The organism is Serratia proteamaculans, assembly GCF_004684015.1.
Classification (GTDB): Bacteria; Pseudomonadota; Gammaproteobacteria; order Enterobacterales; family Enterobacteriaceae; genus Serratia; species Serratia proteamaculans_F.
In genome coordinates this window covers 383,379-404,049 of record NZ_SRIA01000016.1, presented here as the reverse complement: position 1 = coordinate 404,049, position 20,671 = coordinate 383,379, and the positions used below count along the sequence as shown (strand labels likewise).

Annotated in this window: 19 protein-coding genes; 9 read left to right on the top strand and 10 right to left on the bottom strand. The window is 55.7% G+C overall.

The genetic code is table 11. The features are described 5' to 3' along the window. Positions 1–52 precede the first annotated feature (52 nt). The 4 genes from E5C26_RS12840 to E5C26_RS12825 all read left to right on the top strand — a co-directional run bounded on the left by E5C26_RS12840 (position 53) and on the right by E5C26_RS12825 (position 4,000). The gene (locus E5C26_RS12840) at positions 53–1,495 is read left to right on the top strand and encodes a GGDEF domain-containing protein (RefSeq protein ID WP_206194270.1); all 1,443 of its coding nucleotides are present in this window, start codon (positions 53–55) and stop codon (positions 1,493–1,495) included. Between the two features lie 114 nt (positions 1,496–1,609). Next, positions 1,610–1,963, top strand: a complete 354-nt coding sequence (locus E5C26_RS12835; RefSeq protein WP_135316652.1) for a DUF1428 domain-containing protein — start codon at positions 1,610–1,612, stop codon at positions 1,961–1,963. Positions 1,964–1,976: 13 nt separating this feature from the next. Continuing rightward, positions 1,977–2,447, top strand: coding sequence for a VOC family protein (locus E5C26_RS12830; RefSeq protein ID WP_135316651.1), 471 nt, complete (start codon positions 1,977–1,979; stop codon positions 2,445–2,447). A gap of 215 nt (positions 2,448–2,662) precedes the next feature. Continuing rightward, positions 2,663–4,000 carry a D-serine ammonia-lyase gene (locus tag E5C26_RS12825; RefSeq protein ID WP_135316650.1) on the top strand — a complete coding sequence of 446 codons (1,338 nt, stop codon included), beginning with the start codon at positions 2,663–2,665 and terminating at the stop codon, positions 3,998–4,000. On the opposite strand, the gene E5C26_RS12820 is transcribed toward E5C26_RS12825, so the two are convergent. Further along, a complete protein-coding gene (locus E5C26_RS12820; protein WP_135316649.1) occupies positions 3,997–4,830 on the bottom strand; it encodes an IclR family transcriptional regulator domain-containing protein in 834 nt (277 codons plus the stop codon). The genes E5C26_RS12825 and E5C26_RS12820 overlap by 4 nt on opposite strands. A gap of 23 nt (positions 4,831–4,853) precedes the next feature. Beyond that, the gene (locus E5C26_RS12815; protein WP_135316648.1) at positions 4,854–5,498 is read right to left on the bottom strand and encodes a TetR family transcriptional regulator; all 645 of its coding nucleotides are present in this window, start codon (positions 5,496–5,498) and stop codon (positions 4,854–4,856) included. Positions 5,499–5,914: 416 nt separating this feature from the next. Between E5C26_RS12815 and E5C26_RS12810 the strand changes: the two genes are divergently transcribed. Continuing rightward, on the top strand, positions 5,915–7,276 hold the full coding sequence (locus E5C26_RS12810) for an MFS transporter (RefSeq protein WP_409513907.1): 1,362 nt from the start codon (positions 5,915–5,917) through the stop codon (positions 7,274–7,276). Between the two features lie 2 nt (positions 7,277–7,278). Here E5C26_RS12810 and E5C26_RS12805 read toward each other — a convergent pair whose 3' ends face one another. From E5C26_RS12805 to E5C26_RS12785, 5 genes are read right to left on the bottom strand one after another with little or no spacing between them, the layout of a single operon-like run. Further along, positions 7,279–8,397, bottom strand: a complete 1,119-nt coding sequence (locus E5C26_RS12805) for a DUF4056 domain-containing protein (protein ID WP_135316646.1) — start codon at positions 8,395–8,397, stop codon at positions 7,279–7,281. Further along, entirely contained in the window at positions 8,397–9,527 is a 1,131-nt protein-coding gene (locus tag E5C26_RS12800; RefSeq protein ID WP_135316645.1) for a BamA/TamA family outer membrane protein, read from the bottom strand. The genes E5C26_RS12805 and E5C26_RS12800 overlap by 1 nt, the downstream gene beginning before the upstream one ends. After that, positions 9,527–10,528: a hypothetical protein gene (locus E5C26_RS12795; RefSeq protein ID WP_167796646.1), complete on the bottom strand. Its 1,002-nt coding sequence runs from the start codon at positions 10,526–10,528 to the stop codon at positions 9,527–9,529. Before E5C26_RS12795 ends, E5C26_RS12800 begins: the two co-directional genes overlap by 1 nt. A 51-nt stretch (positions 10,529–10,579) precedes the next feature. After that, positions 10,580–11,722, bottom strand: coding sequence for a BamA/TamA family outer membrane protein (locus tag E5C26_RS12790; protein ID WP_240776015.1), 1,143 nt, complete (start codon positions 11,720–11,722; stop codon positions 10,580–10,582). Continuing rightward, positions 11,719–13,332, bottom strand: coding sequence for a mechanosensitive ion channel family protein (locus E5C26_RS12785; protein ID WP_135316644.1), 1,614 nt, complete (start codon positions 13,330–13,332; stop codon positions 11,719–11,721). Before E5C26_RS12785 ends, E5C26_RS12790 begins: the two co-directional genes overlap by 4 nt. A 411-nt stretch (positions 13,333–13,743) precedes the next feature. Here E5C26_RS12785 and E5C26_RS12780 point away from each other — a divergent pair, with 411 nt between their 5' ends. The 4 genes from E5C26_RS12780 to pcaC all read left to right on the top strand — a co-directional run bounded on the left by E5C26_RS12780 (position 13,744) and on the right by pcaC (position 18,168). Further along, the gene (locus tag E5C26_RS12780; protein WP_135316643.1) at positions 13,744–15,099 is read left to right on the top strand and encodes an MFS transporter; all 1,356 of its coding nucleotides are present in this window, start codon (positions 13,744–13,746) and stop codon (positions 15,097–15,099) included. Positions 15,100–15,109: 10 nt separating this feature from the next. Continuing rightward, entirely contained in the window at positions 15,110–16,288 is a 1,179-nt protein-coding gene (locus tag E5C26_RS12775) for a 4-hydroxybenzoate 3-monooxygenase (protein WP_135316642.1), read from the top strand. Between the two features lie 133 nt (positions 16,289–16,421). Continuing rightward, on the top strand, positions 16,422–17,786 hold the full coding sequence (locus tag E5C26_RS12770) for a 3-carboxy-cis,cis-muconate cycloisomerase (protein ID WP_135316641.1): 1,365 nt from the start codon (positions 16,422–16,424) through the stop codon (positions 17,784–17,786). After that, positions 17,779–18,168 (top strand): 4-carboxymuconolactone decarboxylase, encoded by a 390-nt coding sequence (gene pcaC / locus E5C26_RS12765; RefSeq protein ID WP_135316640.1) that lies wholly within the window; start codon positions 17,779–17,781, stop codon positions 18,166–18,168. Before E5C26_RS12770 ends, pcaC begins: the two co-directional genes overlap by 8 nt. Here pcaC and E5C26_RS12760 read toward each other — a convergent pair. The 3 genes from E5C26_RS12760 to pcaH form a co-directional block, all read right to left on the bottom strand. Beyond that, positions 18,165–19,100, bottom strand: coding sequence for a LysR substrate-binding domain-containing protein (locus tag E5C26_RS12760; RefSeq protein ID WP_135316639.1), 936 nt, complete (start codon positions 19,098–19,100; stop codon positions 18,165–18,167). The two genes, pcaC and E5C26_RS12760, sit on opposite strands and share 4 nt — an antisense overlap. A gap of 94 nt (positions 19,101–19,194) precedes the next feature. Beyond that, entirely contained in the window at positions 19,195–19,818 is a 624-nt protein-coding gene (gene pcaG, locus E5C26_RS12755; protein WP_135316677.1) for a protocatechuate 3,4-dioxygenase subunit alpha, read from the bottom strand. After that, positions 19,818–20,546, bottom strand: a complete 729-nt coding sequence (gene pcaH, locus E5C26_RS12750; RefSeq protein ID WP_135316638.1) for a protocatechuate 3,4-dioxygenase subunit beta — start codon at positions 20,544–20,546, stop codon at positions 19,818–19,820. Before pcaH ends, pcaG begins: the two co-directional genes overlap by 1 nt. Between the last annotated feature and the right edge of the window lie 125 nt (positions 20,547–20,671).

Sequence of the window (20,671 nt, the reverse complement as noted above, 5' to 3'; positions counted from 1 at the left end):
CATCATGCAGGTCGATTTTTATCCGTATTCTTCGCAAGCTTCTGGAAGCAAGATGCACACCACTGAGTTACCTGGCACCACAAAATTACGCCACGCGCTGATCGTCTTTCTGCTGGTATTCGCCACCTGCATCTTTGGTATCGAAAGCCGTCCCATCGGCTTGTTGGCGCTATTTTGGCCCTCCAATGCGGTATTGTTGGCCGTGTTGGTACGCTGTCCGGCGCTTGCCAGTCCTATGGGTTGGTTGATGGCGATGTCAGGCTACCTGGCTGCGGATTTGGTTACCGGTAGCTCACTCGGCAAAGCCATATTGCTTAATAGCGCCAATATAGCCGGCGTAGTGGTCGGGTTTTATCTGTTTATGCGATTATCGCCGCAGGTCAGAACCCTGGAACGCACCTCATCGAGTATTTTTCTGTTCGCCATTTGCCTGGCTAGTGCCACTACTACGGGTTTACTGGGCGCAGGGGCTTCGGTGCTGCTGTTTGATCGCCAGTATCTCCCTGCGTTGGCATTATGGCTGTCGTCGGAATTCACCAATTACATCACGCTGATGCCGTTTATCCTGGCATTTCCGCTGGACTGGCAAGGCTATCTGCGCAGCATTTCCCAGACTGTGACCCTACGCAGCCAGTGGTCCAATACCGTCAGAAAAATAGCGGTGTTACTCCTGCTGCTGTTGGCCTGCATCGGTAGCATTTTGATTAGTGGCCCCGGTGCGGTGATTTTCCCGATGCCGATCCTGCTATGGCTGGCGATGTCTTTCTCGCTGTTCAGCACTATGGTTGCGGTGTTGATTTATGTGTTGTGGTGCCATTTGGCGATCGATCTGGGTCTGATTACCACTAACCTTGATATGAAAATGCTGCAAAACACGGTGTCGATGCGTCTTGGCGTAGCGTTACTGGCGCTGGGGCCGATTGCCGTTGCCAGCATGAATTTTGCCCGCAATGCGCTGCTGCGTAAACTTGAGCACGTGGCGAATCATGATGCGCTGACCCATGTATTGACCCGCAGCGCTTTTATGCAGCGCGGAACGCGGCTGGTCAGCCAAAAAGGGGAGCAGGTCTGCATTATGATGCTGGATATCGATTATTTTAAATCGATCAATGACCGCTTTGGTCACGCCGGCGGTGATGTGGCACTGTTGTCCTTTACCCGCGCCATTACTGGTGGTCTGCGCGATAACGATTTGTTTGGCCGCATGGGGGGTGAAGAATTTGCGATCGTCGCACCCATTGCGCAACAACAGGATGCGCTGTCGTTGGCCGAACGTCTGCGTCGCCGAATTGAACTGGAATCCATCACCATGCCTGCCGGCGCTTCTTTACAGATCACCGTCAGCATCGGCATGGTCACCTGCATTGGCGGTGCCGGGCAGGATCTCGATAACTTGCTGAAAATCGCCGATCTGGCAGTCTATAAAGCCAAAAATAGCGGCCGCAACCGAGTCGCCACGCCAGAACTCCTGCCGCAGCATTCCCCCGAAATCTAAAACCCGGCCGCCCTCGTTAATGGTTGACCCCGCTAATGGGGTCTAAAATGGAAGAGGGCGTCGGCAGTTCCGCCGGTGCCAACCCGACTGTCTAATCGACAAGAGGACACTCCGATGAAATATGTTGATGGTTTTGTAGTGGCGGTGCCGGCCGCCAATAAGGAGGCGTATAAAAAACTGGCCGCCGCGGCTGCACCGCTGTTTAAAGAATTTGGGGCTACGCGGATCGTCGAATGCTGGGGCAATGATGTTCCCGAGGGAAAACTCACCGACTTTCGCGGTGCGGTTAAGGCTGAAGCCGACGAAGTGGTGGTATTCAGTTGGATCGAATATCCGTCAAAAGAGGTTCGCGATGAAGCCAACCAGAAGATGATGGCCGACCCGCGCATGAAAGCGCTCGGTGATCAAATGCCGTTTGACGGCAAACGAATGATCTTCGGCGGCTTCGAACCTATCCTGGACCAGTAGCGGAGGGGCGATTGTGAAAATAACCCAAAACCTGTGGTTTGAGAAAGATATGGAAGCGGCGTTGCGTTACTACATAGCGCTGATCCCGGGATCTTCCCTGAACTGGCAATCCACCTTGCCGGCCGATAGCCCCAGCGGTCCGGCCGGTAGCGTAAAACTGGCGTCTTTTACCCTTGGTGATCAGCGCTATGCGGCGTTCGAGGCTGGCCCATTGGATGCCTTTAATCACAGTTTTTCCATTATGGTCGAATGCGCCGATCAGGCAGAAGTCGACCGACTCTGGCAAGCGCTGAGTGACGGTGGCCAGGTTGAGCAGTGCGGTTGGCTGCGCGATCGCTGGGGACTGAGCTGGCAGATAGTGCCCAAGCGTTTGGCCGAGCTGATGAGTGATCCCGACAGTGCGAAGGTGCGCAGGGTCACTGAAGCGATGCTGCAGATGGTCAAACTGGATATCGCCGGGCTGGAGGCGGCGGCGCGCGATTAAGAATACGCGGGTTGATGCCCCGCAGTTTCTTCCTGGCTGCGGGGCGCTCTTAGGGTGATGCAGCATCACCCAAGACGTCGATGTAAGTGATAAATTGAAGTAAATCATATTTTTGAATCAATCCTGCTCACTCAAGGCTGAATTATTATCATTTGTCAGCCTGGGTAAATCGCTGCACCCTAGGCATAACCTTATATGCAGCGCAGAGAACAACCATGGAAAAGACACAGATTCAGCAGTTGGTTACGCAATTCCCGCTGGTGCAGGAACTGATCGAGTTAAAACCTGTGGCCTGGTTCAACCCACGCGCGACCACTTTGCAGGTCGGGCTGCCGTTTGTAGGGCTCGGTGCCGCAGACGTGACCGACGCAGAACAACGTCTGGCGCGTTTCGCCCCTTATCTGAGTGCCGCCTTTCCGGAAACCCGCGCCACAAATGGCGTGATTGAATCTGAAGTGGTCGCGCTTCACGCCATGCAAACTGCGCTCGACCAGCGTTATGGCTTGCCGCTAGCCGGGCGTTTGCTGTTGAAAAAAGACAGCCATTTGCCGATTTCCGGTTCGATCAAGGCGCGCGGCGGTATCTACGAGGTGCTGGCGCATGCGGAGAAACTGGCGCTGGAGGCCGGGCTGTTGCAACTGACGGACGACTACGCCAAGTTGTTCTCGGCGGAATTTCGCGAATTCTTCAGCGGTTACCGCATTGCCGTTGGATCTACCGGCAATCTGGGCATGTCGATTGGCATCATCAGCGCCCGGCTGGGGTTTAGTGTCAGCGTGCATATGTCAGCGGACGCACGCCAATGGAAAAAACAGAAGCTGCGCGAGAATGGCGTCAACGTGGTGGAGTACGAGCAGGACTATGGCGTTGCCGTTGAACAGGGCCGTTTGCAGGCGGCGAGCGATCCGCGCTGTTTCTTTATCGATGACGAGAACTCTCAGACGCTGTTCCTGGGCTATGCCGTGGCCGGTGGCCGCCTGAAACGTCAGTTTGCCGAAAGTGGTGTCCAGGTTGATGCTCAGCACCCGTTGTTTGTGTATCTGCCTTGTGGCGTTGGCGGTGGGCCTGGTGGGGTGGCCTTTGGGCTGAAACTGGCCTTTGGCGACCACGTGCACTGTATCTTTGCCGAACCGACGCATTCGCCTTGCATGTTGCTTGGCGTGCATACCGGCCTGCACGATGGTATCGCGGTACAGGATCTGGGCATTGATAACCAGACCGCGGCGGACGGGCTGGCGGTGGGGCGTGCATCCGGTTTTGTCGGCCGTGCTATGGAGCGTTTGCTCTCCGGCTTTTACACCCTTGGCGACCGCGAGATGTTTGCACTGTTGGGGCTGTTGGACAGTCATGAGCATATTCGGCTTGAGCCTTCAGCATTGGCAGGTATGCCAGGGCCGTGGCGGGTTACGGCGGCCAGTGAGTGGTTGGCGGCCCAGGGGCTGAATGCACAACAGATGAGCAATGCTACCCACCTGGTGTGGGCGACCGGTGGTGGCATGGTGCCCGAGACGGAAATGGCCAAGTATCTGGCCACCGCGCAGCAGTCGCTTTAATGGTTTAGCAGCGACAGCTCCTGCGCGCCTTCGAGCAGGATCGGCAGGATACGTTCGGTCAGTTCGCCAAGCGGAACATGACCTGCCTGCACCCCAACGTTTAACGCGGCAGTGACGCCGCCATTAGCCGAGGCAATCGGCACTGCGATGGAACGCAGGCCGATTTCCAATTCCTGATCGTTAATCGCGTAGCCCTGGGCGCGCACCTTATCGAGTTCCTCACGCAGTTTATCGACCGAACCAATGGTGTATTGCGTGTAGCGCATCAGGGTGATGCGTTGCAGGTAATCCTCCCGCTTATCAACCGGCAAATGGCTCAACAGCACCCGGCCCATTGAGGTCGCGAACGCCGGCAGGCGACTGCCAATATTCAGATCTATCGTCATGATGCGCTCGGCAGAGGCACGGGCAATATACAAAATATTGTCGCCGTCCAGCGTGGCGATAGAGCAGGACTCATTCAACAGCTGGCTGATATGTTTCAGTACCGGCTGGGTGGCTTTCGCCAGCGGCGTGGCACCGAGATAGGCATGGGCCAGCGTCAGGATCCGTGGGCGCAGTTCAAAGTTTTTGCCGTCCTGCGCGTAAACAAACCCCAGCTTGTTCAGGGTATACAGGCAACGACGCACCGCTGCGCGTGGAATGCCGGTTTTCTGGCTGATTTGTGAAATCGACATCAGACGACGCTGCGGAGTAAAAGCCTGGATCACCTCCAGGCCCCGGGCCAGCGAGGCCATAAAATTGGGGTCGCCCTTGAAGGGATCGCCGCTGGCGGCGGACACTAAGCTATCAGGTGCCGTCTTCTCTTCACCGACTGAGGTCTTGGTCATCGCAATCTCCCAAAAAGCCGTGTTTACCGCGCCAGATAGCGCAGCGTCGCCGCGACGGCCAACTGACGAATATGGCGAACCTGTTCTTCCGGTGTTTCATGGCTTTCAAACAGGGCATTGAAGGTGTACTGGTTGGCAACGTAGTGGAAACACAGGCTGCTGATCAAGCGATGCACGTCGGCGGCGCTGGCGTCCGGCGTGAACAGTTTTTCTTGCTTGCCGCGCTGCAATATCTCTTCCAGCAGGGTCAAGGCACTTTGATTTAACGCCTTAATACGCGACGACTGGCGGATATACTGGCCGCGCATCATGTTTTCCATGCAGATCACCCGAATGAAGTCGGGGTGCTCCGCATGGTAATTAAAGCTTTCCTCTACCAAATGAGTCATGGCGGCGACGGGCGCCAGGGCTTGCAGATCCAACCCGGTTTCGTGTGCGCGAATATGCTGATACACGTGTTCCAGCACCTCCAGGTACAGGGATTCCTTGGTTTTGAAATGATAAACCACCATGCGTTTGGTGGTGGCTGCGTGCTCGGCAATATTCTCCATGCGGGCACCTTTCAGACCGGCCTCGGCAAACTCGGTCAGCGCCGCAGCGAAAATACGTTGTTTCAGCCCGACAGGATCGTTTTTGCGTTTAGTCGCGGGGATATCATCATTGTTCAAAACATCAGTCACTTATCTTGGAGGAACACCGGTTAAGAGTAACTGGGGTCACCCGGTAATACAATCCGCTGCCGCTGCGCTTTTGTGAACGACGTCAAATTGCTCACATGTAAACCCTGACGGCGGTAATCGCAGGGTTGGGAAGATCCCTCTCACAATTTGACAACATTATTTTTCACGTGCCTGGGGGCTATTTCCGGGCAGTAAAGGGGATTTATGGCTCAATCTCAGCGTATTGTCTTGTCGGTAAAAGATGCAGTGGTTTTTTTGATGGTGAGAGAACGTACCATTGGGTTCAATGAGCGCCAGGTTATCGATAATCTCCGTTGCCGAGCCGCACGGGAGTTCTTACAGTAGAGCCACCTGTCAGTTCGTTCCTCGAACATTGGCTTTTTTGGCGTCGGTAGCAAGGAAAAATTGTGGCTTCAAACGAAATTGATGTTCGAACGCTGATCAACGATCGTCCCATCTGCGGTTATCAAAAACTGATTATTTTGCTCGGCTTTATCGTTATCGCGCTGGATGGTTTCGACATTACCCTGATGGGGTTTATCGCCCCTGAGCTGAAAAGCCAGTGGGGCGTCAGCAATCAGCAATTGGGCATGGTGATCAGTGCGGCGCTGGTCGGTCTGACGATAGGTGCACTGCTGGCCGGGCCGCTGGCGGACTGGCTCGGGCGTAAAGTGATCATTATTAACAGCGTGTTCTTTTTTGGCATCTGGACGCTGGTTACTGCGTTTTCGCACAATATTGATCAAATGATATTTTTCCGTTTTATGACCGGGTTGGGGCTGGGGGCGGCAATGCCGAACGTCGGCACTTTAATCTCCGAATATGCGCCGGAAAAGAAACGCTCCTTCATTATCACCGTGGTGTTTTGCGGTTTTACCTTCGGTGCTGCGCTGGGCGGGTTCGCGGCGTCATGGGTCATTCCGCAAATGGGTTGGCATGCGCTGCTGTTGCTCGGTGGCATATTGCCGCTGCTCAGTGTGCCGCTGTTGATGGCCAAACTGCCTGAATCGGTACGATTCTTGGTTACCAAACGCGCCAGCAATCAGCGTATTGGCAACATTGTGGAAAAGCTGGCACCGGGCAGTACCGATGCCAACACCCGTTATACCCTGCCGCCGCTGGTGGCTCCCGGTAAAGGGGCCATGCAGATTGTGATCTCGCGGCAGTACCGTTTTGGCAGCCTGATGCTGTGGCTGGGCTATTTTATGGCGCTGTTTCTGGTTTATCTGCTGGGTAGCTGGCTGCCGACGCTGGTGAAAGGCATTGGCATGAGCGTGGCGCAGGCGGCAGTGATCACCGCGCTGTACCAGGCGGGTGGCACCTTTGGCTCGCTGTTCGCCGGCTGGCTGATGGATCGGGTAAATCCACACCGGGCGCTGGGCATGATTTACCTGCTGGGGGCGGGGCTGACACTGCTGATCGGCCTGGCGTCCCACAGCAGCCTGATGCTCGGCGTATTGGCACTGGCCTGTGGTTTTTGCCTGAACGGTGCCAACACCGGCATGAACGCGCTATCGGCGCATTATTACCCGACCGAGGCGCGTGCCACCGGGTCTAGCTGGATGCACGGCGTTGGGCGTATTGGTGCCATCCTGAGTGCCTTCGCCGGGGCGGAAATGCTGGCGCTGGGCTGGGGATTCGACCGTATTTTTGCCATTATCGCCATTCCGGCGTTGATCACCGCCTGCGCCATCTTTATCAAAGGTGCCAGAGGGTATAACCGTCAGGCGCAGTTGGTCAGCCAGGAAACCGCCAAAGGCCTTTAAGCTCAATGGCTGAGGCGTTGCAATTGGACTTGATCGGCCTGCCGCGCCTGCTCTGCCAGTGAGGAAAACTGTGCCGGGCGATAGAATGTTTTGGGGGCCGGCAGGCGGCGCATATCGCTGCCCTTATGAATTTGCAGTTCTCCCAGATGGCTTAAGGTTAACCCCGCCACTTTCACCGGCATGGTCAAGCGGTACGGTATCGCTGTTTCAAAAGGCACTGGGGTAGGAATGCGGTTTTCACTGAGATCGTAATTACGATTAAGGACTAAGAATTTATCGGGCACCCGGCGTTTGCTATTCCACCAATCGCCGTCGACTTCGCGGAACTGGCGTTCGGTTTCGGCCTTATTGACGGCCTCAAGATTAATTAACGCCTGGGAAAGCGCCTGGTCCATCGCCAGATTGTAATTCTCCACAGAGCCGCCGTGGCCCTGCAAAATCACATTGACGGCGAGCCTGGCCCCCAGCAAATTGGCGTAGAGATCTTCCGGTGAGAAGGCGGAGATTTCCTCAGAAAAGCCAGGCACCGACTGAAAACCGTACCACTGGGCGATCTCATGCCACTGCGCCAGTTGAAATGCCACATGCCCGGCCAGCCACACCGCCAAATTGTACCTGTCCACCATCGAAGCCGGCAGGGTAAACGTATGGAACTGAGCGCGTCTTAACCCTAATTCTTCACTGTAAAACAGACGCCATTCCCGACCCAATTGCGGGTACAGCCGGGTGAAGAGGTAGAAGGTGTTATCGGCAGTATCGCGCACATGGGCGATATCAATAAACCCACCGCGTCGCGTATAGATAAGGCCGTTAGCTTCATCACTCAGGCCAATGATATTTTTTACCGCGCCCAGCGCACTGTCATTGTAATGATGGTGGCCTAGTGTGCTGAGTGAAAGCACGTTGCCAATTTGATACACGGGGATCGGAATGCCTGCCGCGCGCACCTGGAGGTTGTAGCCAAATGCACAGCAAGGGCGCAACGATTCAGGTGCGGCAAGGTTTTGCGCAACAGGCCAAACGCGTCTTGCCTGCTCAACCGGTAAAATATCGCCTTTACCCGATTGCGCATGGCTAAACGTGGTGACACCCAACAACAAGGCGAGAAGAAAACAACGCATTAAAAGGCCTCCGCGACCTGAAAATAAAACCCTGCGCTCTCGCGTCCAACGCCGAGATCGAGCCGCAGATTCATATCTGGTTTAATTTCAAAACGATACCCTATACCTACCGTGGGTAAAATAGGATGTTGCCCCATTTCATTCGGGTTGCCACCCAAGGTTCCCGCCCCTAACCAGAGCACATAGCCGTGCCGCCAGTTCAGTTTCTTGCGGTATTCAATTTGGGTGCTGATGACATCGTTGTCGCGGTAGCGTCCCTGAAAATAGCCGCGCAACCGCCGGTCGTCGCCGGCTTGTGAAAGACGATCCCAGGGTACCTCTCCCTGGGCAAAACGCCCCCAGGCATCAAACGCCAGCACGTCATGCTCGTTAAGCGGGAAGTAGTAATTGTATTGCAACTGCAGGGCGGTGAAATGGGTATCCGAACCCAGCGCCGGGTCAAAGACACTGTATTGTACGCTGGCATACTGCCCTTTTTTTGGCTGCGTGATGGCGTCGCGGGTGTCGTAATTGAGGGCGAAGGTTGCGCCAGAGCTCAGTGGCGACGTTGAGTCGGTATAGCGGGAAAACGTGTCGCCAGGCTGCGGATCATCAATTTTGGCATTCAACGTAGAAAAATCCCAGCCCACACCGGCATAAAGATTATCGACCAGCCGATAAAAGACCTGCGGATGAATGCTGAACGAATCCTGTGTATATTTCTGGCCGGAACCCTGCGCCGCGTCGTAGCCCACACCCCAAAATTCCGTTGGGACTTTCGTCACCGAGCCTTCAACAAACAGCCGCCACTGGTCGTCCTTAAAGAACGTGTAATTATTCAGGCCAAGACCCAAAGCGCCGCTGGTGCTGATAAAACCGGTAAAGGAGATGGAGGAGTTTTGCGTCAGCGTATCGTTGGGATCGACACGGTACAGCCCGGCGACTGCCGCCCCCAGGCCCAGCTTTAACTCCGGTGTATAAAAAGGCCCTGGCAACACCGTCCAGTTCACGCCTTTGCCCGCGTTGAATTGATCGTCAGCCCCCATGGTACCGAGAAACTGGTCGATGGATTCACGCGTGAGCAACTGCGCATCAACAGGGCCCGCCAACAGGCCCCATAGTCCGCCCAACAGCAGCACATGTCGCTTCATTAGAATCGATATTCACCCGCCAGGAAAAAACTGTTGCGCTCATTGAAACCGACTTCGGCCAACACGTTGAAGTTCTGCGTAAGTTCGTACTGCGCCCCAATCAGGGTATTCCACGGTGAAGAGAGGTGCTGTTTGACATCAAAGCGCCCGCCGTTGTCCTTATTCACTGAGTCAATCAGTGGCTGAAGATTCGCCGGCATATGCAAATCCGAAAGGTTGCCTTTAAATTCCTGATCCACATTTTGATACATGCTGCCTATCCACAGGCTCAGGTGAGAGGGGCCGGAGATGGCTGGCATGTCAAAGCGATAACCCACACGCGGCGAAACCGTGATGGCTGAAATTTTGCCATCCAGAATGTCAAAGTCCGTGCGGGTATAGTTGGTGTCGACCAGGGCAAACCATTTCTCATAACCCCCCGCAAGGGTAAACCCGGTGCCCCAGGTGGTGCCTTTAAAGTCGAGAGCAAAGTCAATATTTTGAAGATCGCCACTTTGATTAAGGTTATGTACCGCAGAGGCGATGATCCGGTCGATGCCGGTGTATTTAGACGGGTCGGCATCGACAGAAACCTGGGATAAAGATGACCCTCTGGTGTGCCCGACCAAACCATAGATGTTCAAAAACGGGAAGACCCACATATCCAGCCGAAGGTTCTCGCTTTTGCTGCGCTGGCGTGTCTTCCCGACATCAATATTGAACAGATCGCTGGGGATCGGGTGATCGCCGAGTTTCAGGCCGGAAAACGTAATGCTGTCGACGTCAATATTCTGGCGTATGTTCATGTAACTGAGATTGACGCCGAACGGCAGCGGAATGCTATAGCCGCGGGCGCGGGCTTCATCTCCCCAAATGGGAAAGGTACTGTCACTTTGGTTTGAGTCGTTAGTGGTGCCCCCGATGGCGGCGCCCGATAAAAACAGCAGGGAAAAAACCACTCGTTTAGCGTAACGAAGTGAGATGTTTTTGCCGCCTGCCGGGCAAAGCCCATGATTTTTCATTTTTTGGTTCTCCACGTTAGGCAAAGTGAGAGAAGGCCGGTTTAAACCGGCTTACAGCCCAGATCCAATATTAAAATAGAGCGCCTGATCGCTGCCGCTAAAGGCGACGTCAATCCCGGTATGCAAGCCAAACTTTCGCGCGATCAGATAGCGAAAGCCGCCGCCCCAGGCTATTTCGGTCTTGTCGAAAAGCGTTTGGCTATCGCGGCTGGCGCTGCCGGCTCCGACAAATCCTTGCACCACCCAACGCGGCGTCATTTGCCACTCTAATTGAGTTTGTCCAACAGCCACGTAGTCACCCTGATAGCGATAACTCGGGATGCCACGCAGTTTGATGTAGGGGCGCGCCAGCGGGGGTAAATGGCTTTCGTTATTTGATAATGACTGGTAGTTACCGGCGAGAGCCAGGGTGAAATCACGGCCCAGCGGATGGAAATATTTACCGTCCAAAGTCAGGGTGTCATAGCGGTAATTGCCGCCGAGAAAATCCGTGAAAAACTGGTATTCCGCCGAGGCGGATAAGCCATGACGGGGGTAAAAAAAGTTGTCTGTCGTGTCATATTCCAGCACCAGTCCCAGCGCGGAACTGGTGCTGGACTCCCCCAGCAGCTTATGCAACGCCTGATTGATGAAAGGTTTATCGGCAGAGATTGTGGTATTGGCGTAAAACTGTGAAGCGCCGACAAAGAACGGCGTATCGTCAAGGCGGAACAGCAGTTTCTGCATTCCGCCGTAGCCTTTGGTTTGAGTGCTGACTCCATGACCGCCGCCAAAACCGGCAATATCGCCGCTGTAAATATCCAGATTGATATCCGCATAACCGGCGGCCGCAAGATAACGAATGCTGTCGTTATTCCAGGTATGCCGATGCCCTCCACCGACAAACCAGGTGCCATTTTGCGTAGCGCCGCCACCAAAGGCGCTGATTGGCGGTGGCGCGCTGCGCCTTTCGGCACGGGGCGTGGCATTTTGTTGGCCGCTATCGTGCAAAAAAAGCCCAAACATGCCGCCGCCATAGCCCACGGCCGGTTCGGTGATCACCACCGGGACCGGCAAAAAACCGTAGTGGTTATCGCTCATGTTTTCGCCCATATCCAGCATGCCATCTTCCGCGTCTGTCATCCCTGCGGCCTGAACGGCAAAGGGGAAGGCAAGGCAGGAAGCCAGAGCCAGCAGGGCGCCCAATTTGGTCATGGCTGCTTATCCGGTTGCGCCGCCGGCGCGGTGTACCAGTTTTCTCGAGCGACCATCACGGCGTTTTCGGGCTGAAGAACGAAGTTCGGCGACATAATCTGGACGTTAAATTCGTTGAATACATCCTGAATATGGCTATGCAATTCGCTTTTGACGCTGGGCACCGATTCGCCGGCACCGAGCCTGACCTGCAATTCATAGGCGATGTACCAGTCCATTAAATTGAGCTGGCGAACCAACGGGCGAACCCGGTTGTCGATGCCCTTGGTACGATTGGCCGCCAGTTCCAGCATCGCGTGAACCTGCCGCCAGGGGGTGTCGTAACCAATCGTCACGCTGGTGGTGAGATTAATGCCATCACCGGGGTTAAGGGCGCTGAGATTGGTGATTTTACCGCTGACGACCACTGCATTGGGTACGGTGACAATGTAACTTTCACGTGTGAGGATTTTGGTCGCCAACATCCCGACTTCGCTGACCAGGCCTTCATTGTCCCCAATCCGGATAAAGTCACCTTTGCGCAACGCGCGTGAATAGGTCAGTACCAGCCCACTCATGGCGTGATTCATCAACCCCGCAGAGCCGAGAGTTAACATCAGCCCAAAGAAAACGCTGACGCCTTTAAATGCCAGAGAGTTGGCACCCGGTAAAAAGGGATAGGCGGCCGACAGGGCAAACAGCCAGACCATCACCGAAATCAGTTTACGCGTGGCACCTACCGTTTCAGGATGCAGGCCGGGCACCACCAATCTTCCACTTTCGACGCGTTTTAACAGCGCTTTGAGCAGCTTGAGAATGAAACTCGTCAGTAAAAAGATGATGGCGACAATCACCAGTCCAGGGAACGCGGAAACAATGGATAAGGTGACTTGCTGTATCACGCCGACGGACCAGTCACCCAAGGACTCGCCCCAAATGCGCGTCCACGGAAATAACCGAAACAGCCAGCTCAACCAAATATAAGAGGCGCCAATGCTCAGCAAAATCATCAGCAGGGCATACAAGCGGGATTCAAACGCGCCGAGCAGCACGCGCCAGCTTTGCGGAACCCAACCCTTTTTAAGGGCTATTCTGGTGGCATAAAACTTTTTAACGCGCTGCCAGGATTTGAATGCAGCGTAAAATACCAGCGCCAGTGCCAGGGTTCCGGCCAGACCTTTCACCACCGCAATGGCCAGATAAGAAGACGAATATTGTTCTATCAGCGCTGCGCGCTGGGTATTGAGTCTTGTCAGCACCCGAAGGGAAGCCTGATCGAGCGTGAGATCATCCCCTTCATCCAGATCCCCCTGCGTTAATAACATCAAGGGTTTACCGTTAATGGTAAACAGCCGTCCTTGTTGGTTATAGCGAGTTATCACATGGACTTGCACCGGTTGGCGAATGTCGTCCTCTGTGAGGGAGCGCAACATGCCACGGATACGCAGCACGCGTTCTTCCGGAGTGGTAAAACCGAATTTTGCCTGCAGCATGACGATCGGCTGATGAAAAATATAAAGCGTGCGCGCTTTTTCCTGGTCGGTAGCAAGTTGACGTGGTTCAGCGCCAAAGCACAGGGATGACATCAGAAATAATAGACAGCAAACAATACCACTCACGCTTTTGCTCATGGATACCTGCCCAGTCAGTAACTAATTGTTATTTTTACCCTCATCCGTTTCAGCTTAGCTGAGAAGACTGCGCTTTCAAGGGACTGTGACCGGGCAAATTCCGCTTCTGAGAATATCGGCAAGGTATGTTTCGTCAATGTTAGTCAGATCACAGAACCCCAACGGCACCATTTCACGTAAAAGCAAGCTATTAAACTGATAATAAAAGCCTTCCTGCAATATCGTAATTTTCTCGTTCGGTTATCGCACGCTAATTAATTTAACAATATTGAAACTTATTGTTGGCGATGCTTTGATGGAAAGGCGATTAACGAACCAAGTTTCGATAATCGCACAAATTGCGACTTTGCCAGCTAACGCCTGGCCGTTACCGCCGGGTTTATCTCGCCAGGCCAACCTAGGAAGCGCTCTATGACCCAGCAAAACACCATAGAAATTCAGTCGTTTATCAATAACAAACCTTTCTCGCGTTATCAGTGGCTGATCCTTGTCTTGTGTTTTCTCACCGTGGCGCTGGACGGTTTCGATACCGCAATCATCGGTTTTATCGCTACCTCACTGGTACAGGACTGGGGAATAGAGAAGACATCGTTGGGGCCGGTGATGAGTGCTGCTCTGGTGGGGCTTGCCGTTGGCGCACTGACGGCGGGCCCTCTGGCGGATCGCATTGGCCGTAAGAAGGTACTGGTGCTATCGCTGCTCCTGTTCGGTGGTTTCAGTCTGTTAACGGCGTTCGCCACCTCATTATCCATGTTGACGCTGTTGCGTTTTCTGACCGGTCTGGGTCTGGGGGCGGCGATGCCCAATGCGGCCACCCTGATGTCGGAATATGCGCCGGAACGTAAACGTGCGCTGTTGGTAAACCTGATGTTCTGCGGTTTTCCGCTCGGGTCGTCGATGGGCGGTTTCGTTTCCGCCTGGTTGATCCCGCATTTCGGCTGGCAGAGCGTGATGGTGCTGGGCGGCGTGATGCCGCTGCTATTGGCCGTAGTGCTGATTGTTGCACTACCGGAATCAGCACGTTTTATGGTGGTGCATGGGTACCCGGCGCAACGCATCGCCGCCGTGCTCAAACGCATTGCACCGCTCAATTTGGCCGAGCCGTTACGTTTTAGCCTGAACGAAGAAGGCCAGGTGAAGGCCAAATCGGCACTGGGGGTGATTTTCTCCCCGCGTTATCTGCTGGGCACCCTGATGCTGTGCCTGACCTATTTTATGGGCCTGATGATCTTCTATCTGCTGACCAGTTGGCTGCCGCTGTTAATTCGCGAAACGGGGGCTTCCATTCGTCAGGCTTCGTTGATTACCGCGCTATTTCCTCTGGGCGGTGGCATCGGCGTGTTGATCATCGGTTGGCTGATGGACCGCATGAATCCGCACAAGGTGGTGGCAGTGGGCTACCTGTTAACCGGGTTGTTCGTCTGCGCCATTGGCTATGTCTACAGCGACCCGATACTGATGGCGCTGACGGTATTTATCGCCGGTACCTGCATGAACGGCGCGCAGTCATCCATGCCCGCGTTGGCAGCCGGATTTTACCCTACCCAGGGACGGGCGACCGGCGTCGCCTGGATGCTCGGGTTGGGGCGCTTCGGCGGCATTCTGGGCGCGATGAGTGGCGGGGTGCTGATGCAAATGCAACTGTCTTTCAGCACCATTTTCACCCTGCTGGCGATCCCGGCGTTGGTGGCGGCGGTCGCGCTGATGGTCAAACACTTTTCTGCCAGGGCGGCGGCATTGTCCGGCCCGCTCAACAAAGCCCTATAAGGAGATAACCATGCGTACACAAATAGCGATTATTGGCGCCGGCCCGGCCGGATTGATGCTGTCACATCTGCTGCATCTGCAAGGCATTGAGTCGGTGGTATTGGAAACGCGTGGCCGGCAGGCCGTGGAGTCCACCATTCGCGCCGGCGTGCTGGAGCAAGGAACGGTCGATTTACTCAATCAAACCGGGCTGGGCGAACGCATGCGCAAAGAAGGGGTACAGCACCAGGGTATCCGACTGGCGTTTGGTGGTCAGCAGCACCGTATCGATCTGACCGAACTGACCGACCGGGCGATCACCGTTTATGCCCAGCATGAGGTGCTGAAAGATCTGATTGCCGCACGGCAGGCCGCGAACGGCCAACTGCATTTTGAGGTGGAACAGGTGGAACTCAAGGCGCTGGACAGCGAGCGGCCACAGGTGCATTACCGTCATCAGGGCGAACAACAGCGCATTGACTGCGATTTTGTCATTGGTTGCGACGGTTTTCACGGCATCAGTCGGGCGGCGATGCCCGGCGGGCTGCGTCAGGACTATACCCGGGTTTATCCTTTCGGTTGGTTCGGCATTCTGGTAGAGGCCCCGCCGTCCAGCGACGAATTAATCTACGCCCGGCACCCACGAGGGTTCGCGCTGATCAGCACCCGTTCACCGGGCGTACAGCGGATGTATTTCCAGTGCGACCCGAAGGAAAATGTCGACCAATGGTCGGACGATCGCATCTGGAACGAGCTGGAGAGCAGGCTGGAGAATCACGACGGTTGGTCGCTAAAAAAGGGCCGTATATTCCAAAAAAACGTGGTCGGCATGCGCAGCTTTGTCACCGAACCCATGCGCTGCAAACGCCTGTTGTTGGCGGGGGACTCAGCACACATTGTGCCGCCGACCGGGGCGAAGGGGCTGAATCTGGCGATGGCGGATGTTTGCCTGCTGTCGCAGGCACTGGAGGCGTTTTATCGCCACCAGCGCTGGCAGAGGCTGGACAGCTACAGTGACGACGCACTGCAACGCGTCTGGCGGGCGGAGCATTTCTCCTGGTGGATGACCAACATGCTGCATACTCATCATGACGACAGTGCCTTCCAGCAACGCTTACAGTTATCGGAGTTGCAATACACCGTGAAATCGCGCAGTGCCATGCGGGTACTGGCGGAAAACTATGTCGGCTCGCCGTTTTTGATGATGTAACCCCGGCGATATCACAGAAACCAACAAAATTGCTCTTTGTTTCGATAATCGGCCAAGCTCGCGGTTGTCGTTCTTGACGCTGCCGACCGCGTCGCGCCATCATCGGGAAATCGCCTTTTTGCCCGGAGGAACTATGGAATTACTGACGCCGCTGTTGCGATCTTCAGCGGTGACCCCTTGCTTTAGCGATTCCGCCACCCTGCAGGGGATGCTGGATTTCGAGGCGGCGCTGGCCGCCGCACAGGCCGGGTTGGGCATCATCCCCGTTGATGCCGCGCAGTACATTGGCGCGGCTTGCCACAGCCATATATTCGATGAGCCTGCTCTGGCGCGGGCGGCAGCGCAGGCCGGTAATCTGGCCATTCCGTTGGTGAAACAGCTAACCCATAATGTGGCACAGCATAATGCCGAAGCCGCGCGCTTCGTTCATTGGGGCGCGACCAGTCAGGATGCCATCGACACCGGGTTGATACTGCAACTGCGGCAAGCCATCGCGGTAACGCACCGTGACCTGAACCGGCTGATCGCCGCGTTGGTACCACAAATTACGCGTCATCAGGATTGTGTGCTGATCGGCCGCACCTGGATGCAGCACGCTTTGCCCACCACGCTGGGGTTAAAGCTGGCAGGCACGCTGGATGCCTTGTTGCGCTACCGGCAACGGCTGGAAGAAATGCGTCCCCGGGTGTTGGCGCTGCAATTAGGCGGGGCGGCCGGAACCCTGGCTTCGCTGGGTGAACAAGGCAGCCAACTGGTGGCTGCATTGGCCGCCAGGTTACAACTGACTGCCGCCGACACCCCCTGGCACAGCCAGCGCGATCGCCTGCTGGAGATTGCCGGCTGGTATGCCGGGTTATGCGGCACGCTGGGCAAACTGGCGCGCGATATCTCACTATTGACGCAAACCGAAGTGGCAGAGGTGGCTGAACCGACGGCGGCTGGGCGTGGCGGCTCCTCGACGATGCCACATAAACGCAATCCGGTAGCCTGCGCGGTGATCCTGGCTGCGGCCAATCGGGTACCTGCGCTGGTTGGCGGGCTGTATGCCGCCATGGTGCAGGAGCACGAACGCGGGTTGGGCGGTTGGCACGCCGAATGGGAAAGCCTGCCGGAACTGGTGATGTTGACGGCGGGTGCCTTGCACACCGCCGGTGATCTGATTGACGGGCTGCAGGTGTTTCCACCACAGATGGAATATAACCTGAAGTTAACTCACGGCCTGATCATGGCCGAGGCCGTCACCATGGCGCTGGGCGAAGCGATTGGCCGTCAGCAAGCGCATCAGCATATCGAAAAACAGTGCCATCAGGCGCTGGCGCAGCGGCTCACTTTACATGAGGTATTGCGGGATGACCCTGTCGTCATGGCGCATTTATCTGCTCAGCGGTTGGCTGAGCTGCTGGATCCCCGGCAGTATCTTGGCAGTGCCAGAACCTTTACCCAGCGGGTGTTGGAGCAAGCCACGACGGCAATTTCAGGAGTAAATCACCATGAATGACGAACAGCGTTATCAGCAGGGCATCGAAGTGCGCAGGGCGGTGCTGGGGGATAGTCACGTCGATCGCAGTCTCAGCCAACTCACCCCACTGAACGAAGAGTTCCAGGATTTTATCAGTCGCTATGCCTGGGGGGAGATCTGGACCCGGCCTGGGCTGGCACGTCATACCCGTAGTTTGATTACCATAGCGATGCTCATTGCCCTGAACCGTGAGGCCGAGTTGCGTATGCACCTGAAGGCGGCGGTAAACAATGGCGTAACTCGTGAAGAAATTAAAGAAGTGCTGATGCAAAGTGCGCTGTATTGTGGTTTGCCGGCGGCCAACTCGGCATTTCATCTGGCGGCGGCCGTGTTCGCCGAACAGGACAAGGAAGCTGACTAAGCGGAGCGTGCCGCACCGGCTATGCGGCGCACGGTGGCGATAAACGCCAGCACCGCCTCGCTCAACTCACCGTCGTTGCGGGTCAGAATGCCCACGGCTTCTTCCATGCCCTGGGTAGGCAGCGGCAGCGGGATCAACTGACCGCCTGCGATATCGGCCTTTACCGCGCTGGATGGCACAAACCAAAGGTAGTCAAACTGTAGTGTCATCTGGCGTGCCAGCGAGGCAGACAGCGTTTCAATTAACTGGCTGGGCAGGCTGAAGCCCTGAGTCGAAAGCAGACTCTCGGTGTTGTGGCGCGGCACTGTGCCCTTTGGCGAGACAATGGCCGGGTAATGTAGCGCGCGTTCCAGAGTGATGGTCTCACTCAACAGTGGATGGCCCGGTCGGGTCACCATTAATAGCGACTCCAACAGCAACAGTTCGAAAGCCAGCCCGCTCATCATTTCCGGGTCGGCCATGCGACCTATCGCCACATCTATTTCACCTGCCTTGAGCTGTGCCAGCAACTCGGTATTTTTGCCGGTGACCACCTGAATGCGAGAGTGAGGGTGCGCCTGCTGATATTGTCCGATCGACTGCGGCAACATGCCCAATGCAGTGGTCGGCAGTGCGCCGATACGCAACACCCGCGCAGGTTCATCGTCGAGACGCTCGAGCGCGTTGCCGGCTGCGGTCAACGCCTCCAGCACCCGCGTGGCATAGCCAAGAAACTGCTCACCCTGTTCGGTCAGCAGGGTACCCTGGCGGTTACGCACCAGCAGGCGGTTGCCGGTCAGCGCTTCCAGCTCGCTCAGCGTTTTTGACAGTGCAGGCTGACTTAGGCTCAGTTTATCGGCCGCACGGCTCAGCGAGCGTTCCTGTGCCACGGCGACAAAGCCGTTGATGTGGCGTAAACGCATGCGTTGGATAAATAAATTGGCTTTTTTCATCCCCCAGTGTAGGGAGTTTTCCCCAAGGGTCACAAGTGATGGCGGCCGCATATTTGCACTGGCGTACAGTTTTTGCGGCCGCAGGCAGGCGGGTTTACAGATCGAAGAATACGGTTTCGCCTTCGCCCTGGATAACAATGTCAAAGTGGTAGACCAACTCATCACCCCGGCGTTCTGGCTGGGCAATCAACGTTTTACGCCGCACCTCCAGTTCAATCAGATTCAGCACCGGATCCTGCTGATTGGCCGCCTCTTCATCGGCAAAGTACAGCCGGGTATGCAGGCCGATATTGATGCCGCGTGCGACAATCCACAGGTTAATGTGCGGTGCCATCATCCGGCCATCGCGGCCACAGACTGCGCCCGGCTTGATGGTTTCAAAACGATAGAGACCGGTTTCAAAATCGGAACAACTGCGCCCCCAACCCCGGAAGGCGGCATCCAGCGGCTTGTTTTGTTGCTGGTCGCCTGGGTGGTTGTAGCGACCGTGGCTGTTGGCCTGCCAGATTTCCAGCAGGACGTCGCGGATAAGGCTGCCGCTGCCGTCGAATACCCGGCCTTCCAGGGTGATGCGCTGGCCTTGCGTGTCCGGCTGGGTCAGCACCTGGCCGAAGTTATTTTCAAAAATCTCAAAACCGGCGGCCAGAGGAGCCAAACCAATATGGACGTAGGGGCCGGCGGTTTGCGACGGCGTTTCCGACAGGTAGTTGTGCGGCATCATGCTTTCCCCTGCAGACGGTTTTCAAACAAGGTGGCGCGGTGACCGCGTAACACCAGATCGAAACGGTAGGCCAGACTGTCCAGCTGTACTGCAGCAGTTTTGTCCAGTCCGGCGATCAGCGTGCGTACCGCATCGTCATTTTTGATGGCGCGAACTATGGGGCAGCTGGCAATCAACGGGTCGCCCTCAAAATACATTTGGGTGATCAGCCGTTGGGCGAAAGCGCTGCCGGACAGCGAAAAGTGAATATGCGCCGGTCGCCAGTCGTTGACCCGGTTGCGCCAGGGATAGGGGCCGGGCTTGATGGTGCGGAAGTAGTAATAGCCGTTGTCGTCGGTCAATACCCGACCACAGCCGCCAAAGTTGGGGTCTATCGGTGCCAGATACTGATCCTTCTTATGGCGATAACGGCCCCCGGCGTTGGCCTGCCATACTTCAACCAGTGCATTGCGCATCGGCAGGCCATTTTCATCGCGGACGTAGCCGTGCACGATAATTCGCTCGCCGATCGGCAAGCCTTGTTTGGCGTAATTAAGGATCAGGTCATTATCAAGGCGGCCGAGTTCATGCTGACCAAATACCGGGCCGGTGATCTCGGACAGTGAATTCTGCAGCGATATCAGCGCATTTTTCGGTGATCGCAGCACGCTGGTTTTATATTCCGGTGCCAGCACCGGCGGATGGCGATCGTAGTTACGTTGGTAAAGTTCATCTATCTGGCTCATGCGGAAATCCTCATGGCGTAGGCAGGGTGCAGAGGGCTGATCTGTTTTGATTTAATGTCAGCACGAAGGGGAGAATAGCTTTCCCTATCCCGAGTCTCGCAAGCCAGAGTGTTACGATAAAGTGA

Coding starts and splice junctions, on each gene's coding strand:
- E5C26_RS12840 (WP_206194270.1), top strand. CDS start 53: ATGCACACCACTGAGTTACCTGGCACCACAAAATTACGCCACGCGCTG.
- E5C26_RS12835 (WP_135316652.1), top strand. CDS start 1,610: ATGAAATATGTTGATGGTTTTGTAGTGGCGGTGCCGGCCGCCAATAAG.
- E5C26_RS12825 (WP_135316650.1), top strand. CDS start 2,663: ATGGAAAAGACACAGATTCAGCAGTTGGTTACGCAATTCCCGCTGGTG.
- E5C26_RS12820 (WP_135316649.1), bottom strand. CDS start 4,830: ATGACCAAGACCTCAGTCGGTGAAGAGAAGACGGCACCTGATAGCTTA.
- E5C26_RS12805 (WP_135316646.1), bottom strand. CDS start 8,397: ATGCGTTGTTTTCTTCTCGCCTTGTTGTTGGGTGTCACCACGTTTAGC.
- E5C26_RS12800 (WP_135316645.1), bottom strand. CDS start 9,527: ATGAAGCGACATGTGCTGCTGTTGGGCGGACTATGGGGCCTGTTGGCG.
- E5C26_RS12795 (WP_167796646.1), bottom strand. CDS start 10,528: ATGAAAAATCATGGGCTTTGCCCGGCAGGCGGCAAAAACATCTCACTT.
- E5C26_RS12790 (WP_240776015.1), bottom strand. CDS start 11,722: ATGACCAAATTGGGCGCCCTGCTGGCTCTGGCTTCCTGCCTTGCCTTC.
- E5C26_RS12785 (WP_135316644.1), bottom strand. CDS start 13,332: ATGAGCAAAAGCGTGAGTGGTATTGTTTGCTGTCTATTATTTCTGATG.
- E5C26_RS12780 (WP_135316643.1), top strand. CDS start 13,744: ATGACCCAGCAAAACACCATAGAAATTCAGTCGTTTATCAATAACAAA.
- E5C26_RS12775 (WP_135316642.1), top strand. CDS start 15,110: ATGCGTACACAAATAGCGATTATTGGCGCCGGCCCGGCCGGATTGATG.
- E5C26_RS12770 (WP_135316641.1), top strand. CDS start 16,422: ATGGAATTACTGACGCCGCTGTTGCGATCTTCAGCGGTGACCCCTTGC.
- pcaC (WP_135316640.1), top strand. CDS start 17,779: ATGAATGACGAACAGCGTTATCAGCAGGGCATCGAAGTGCGCAGGGCG.
- E5C26_RS12760 (WP_135316639.1), bottom strand. CDS start 19,100: ATGAAAAAAGCCAATTTATTTATCCAACGCATGCGTTTACGCCACATC.
- pcaG (WP_135316677.1), bottom strand. CDS start 19,818: ATGCCGCACAACTACCTGTCGGAAACGCCGTCGCAAACCGCCGGCCCC.
- pcaH (WP_135316638.1), bottom strand. CDS start 20,546: ATGAGCCAGATAGATGAACTTTACCAACGTAACTACGATCGCCATCCG.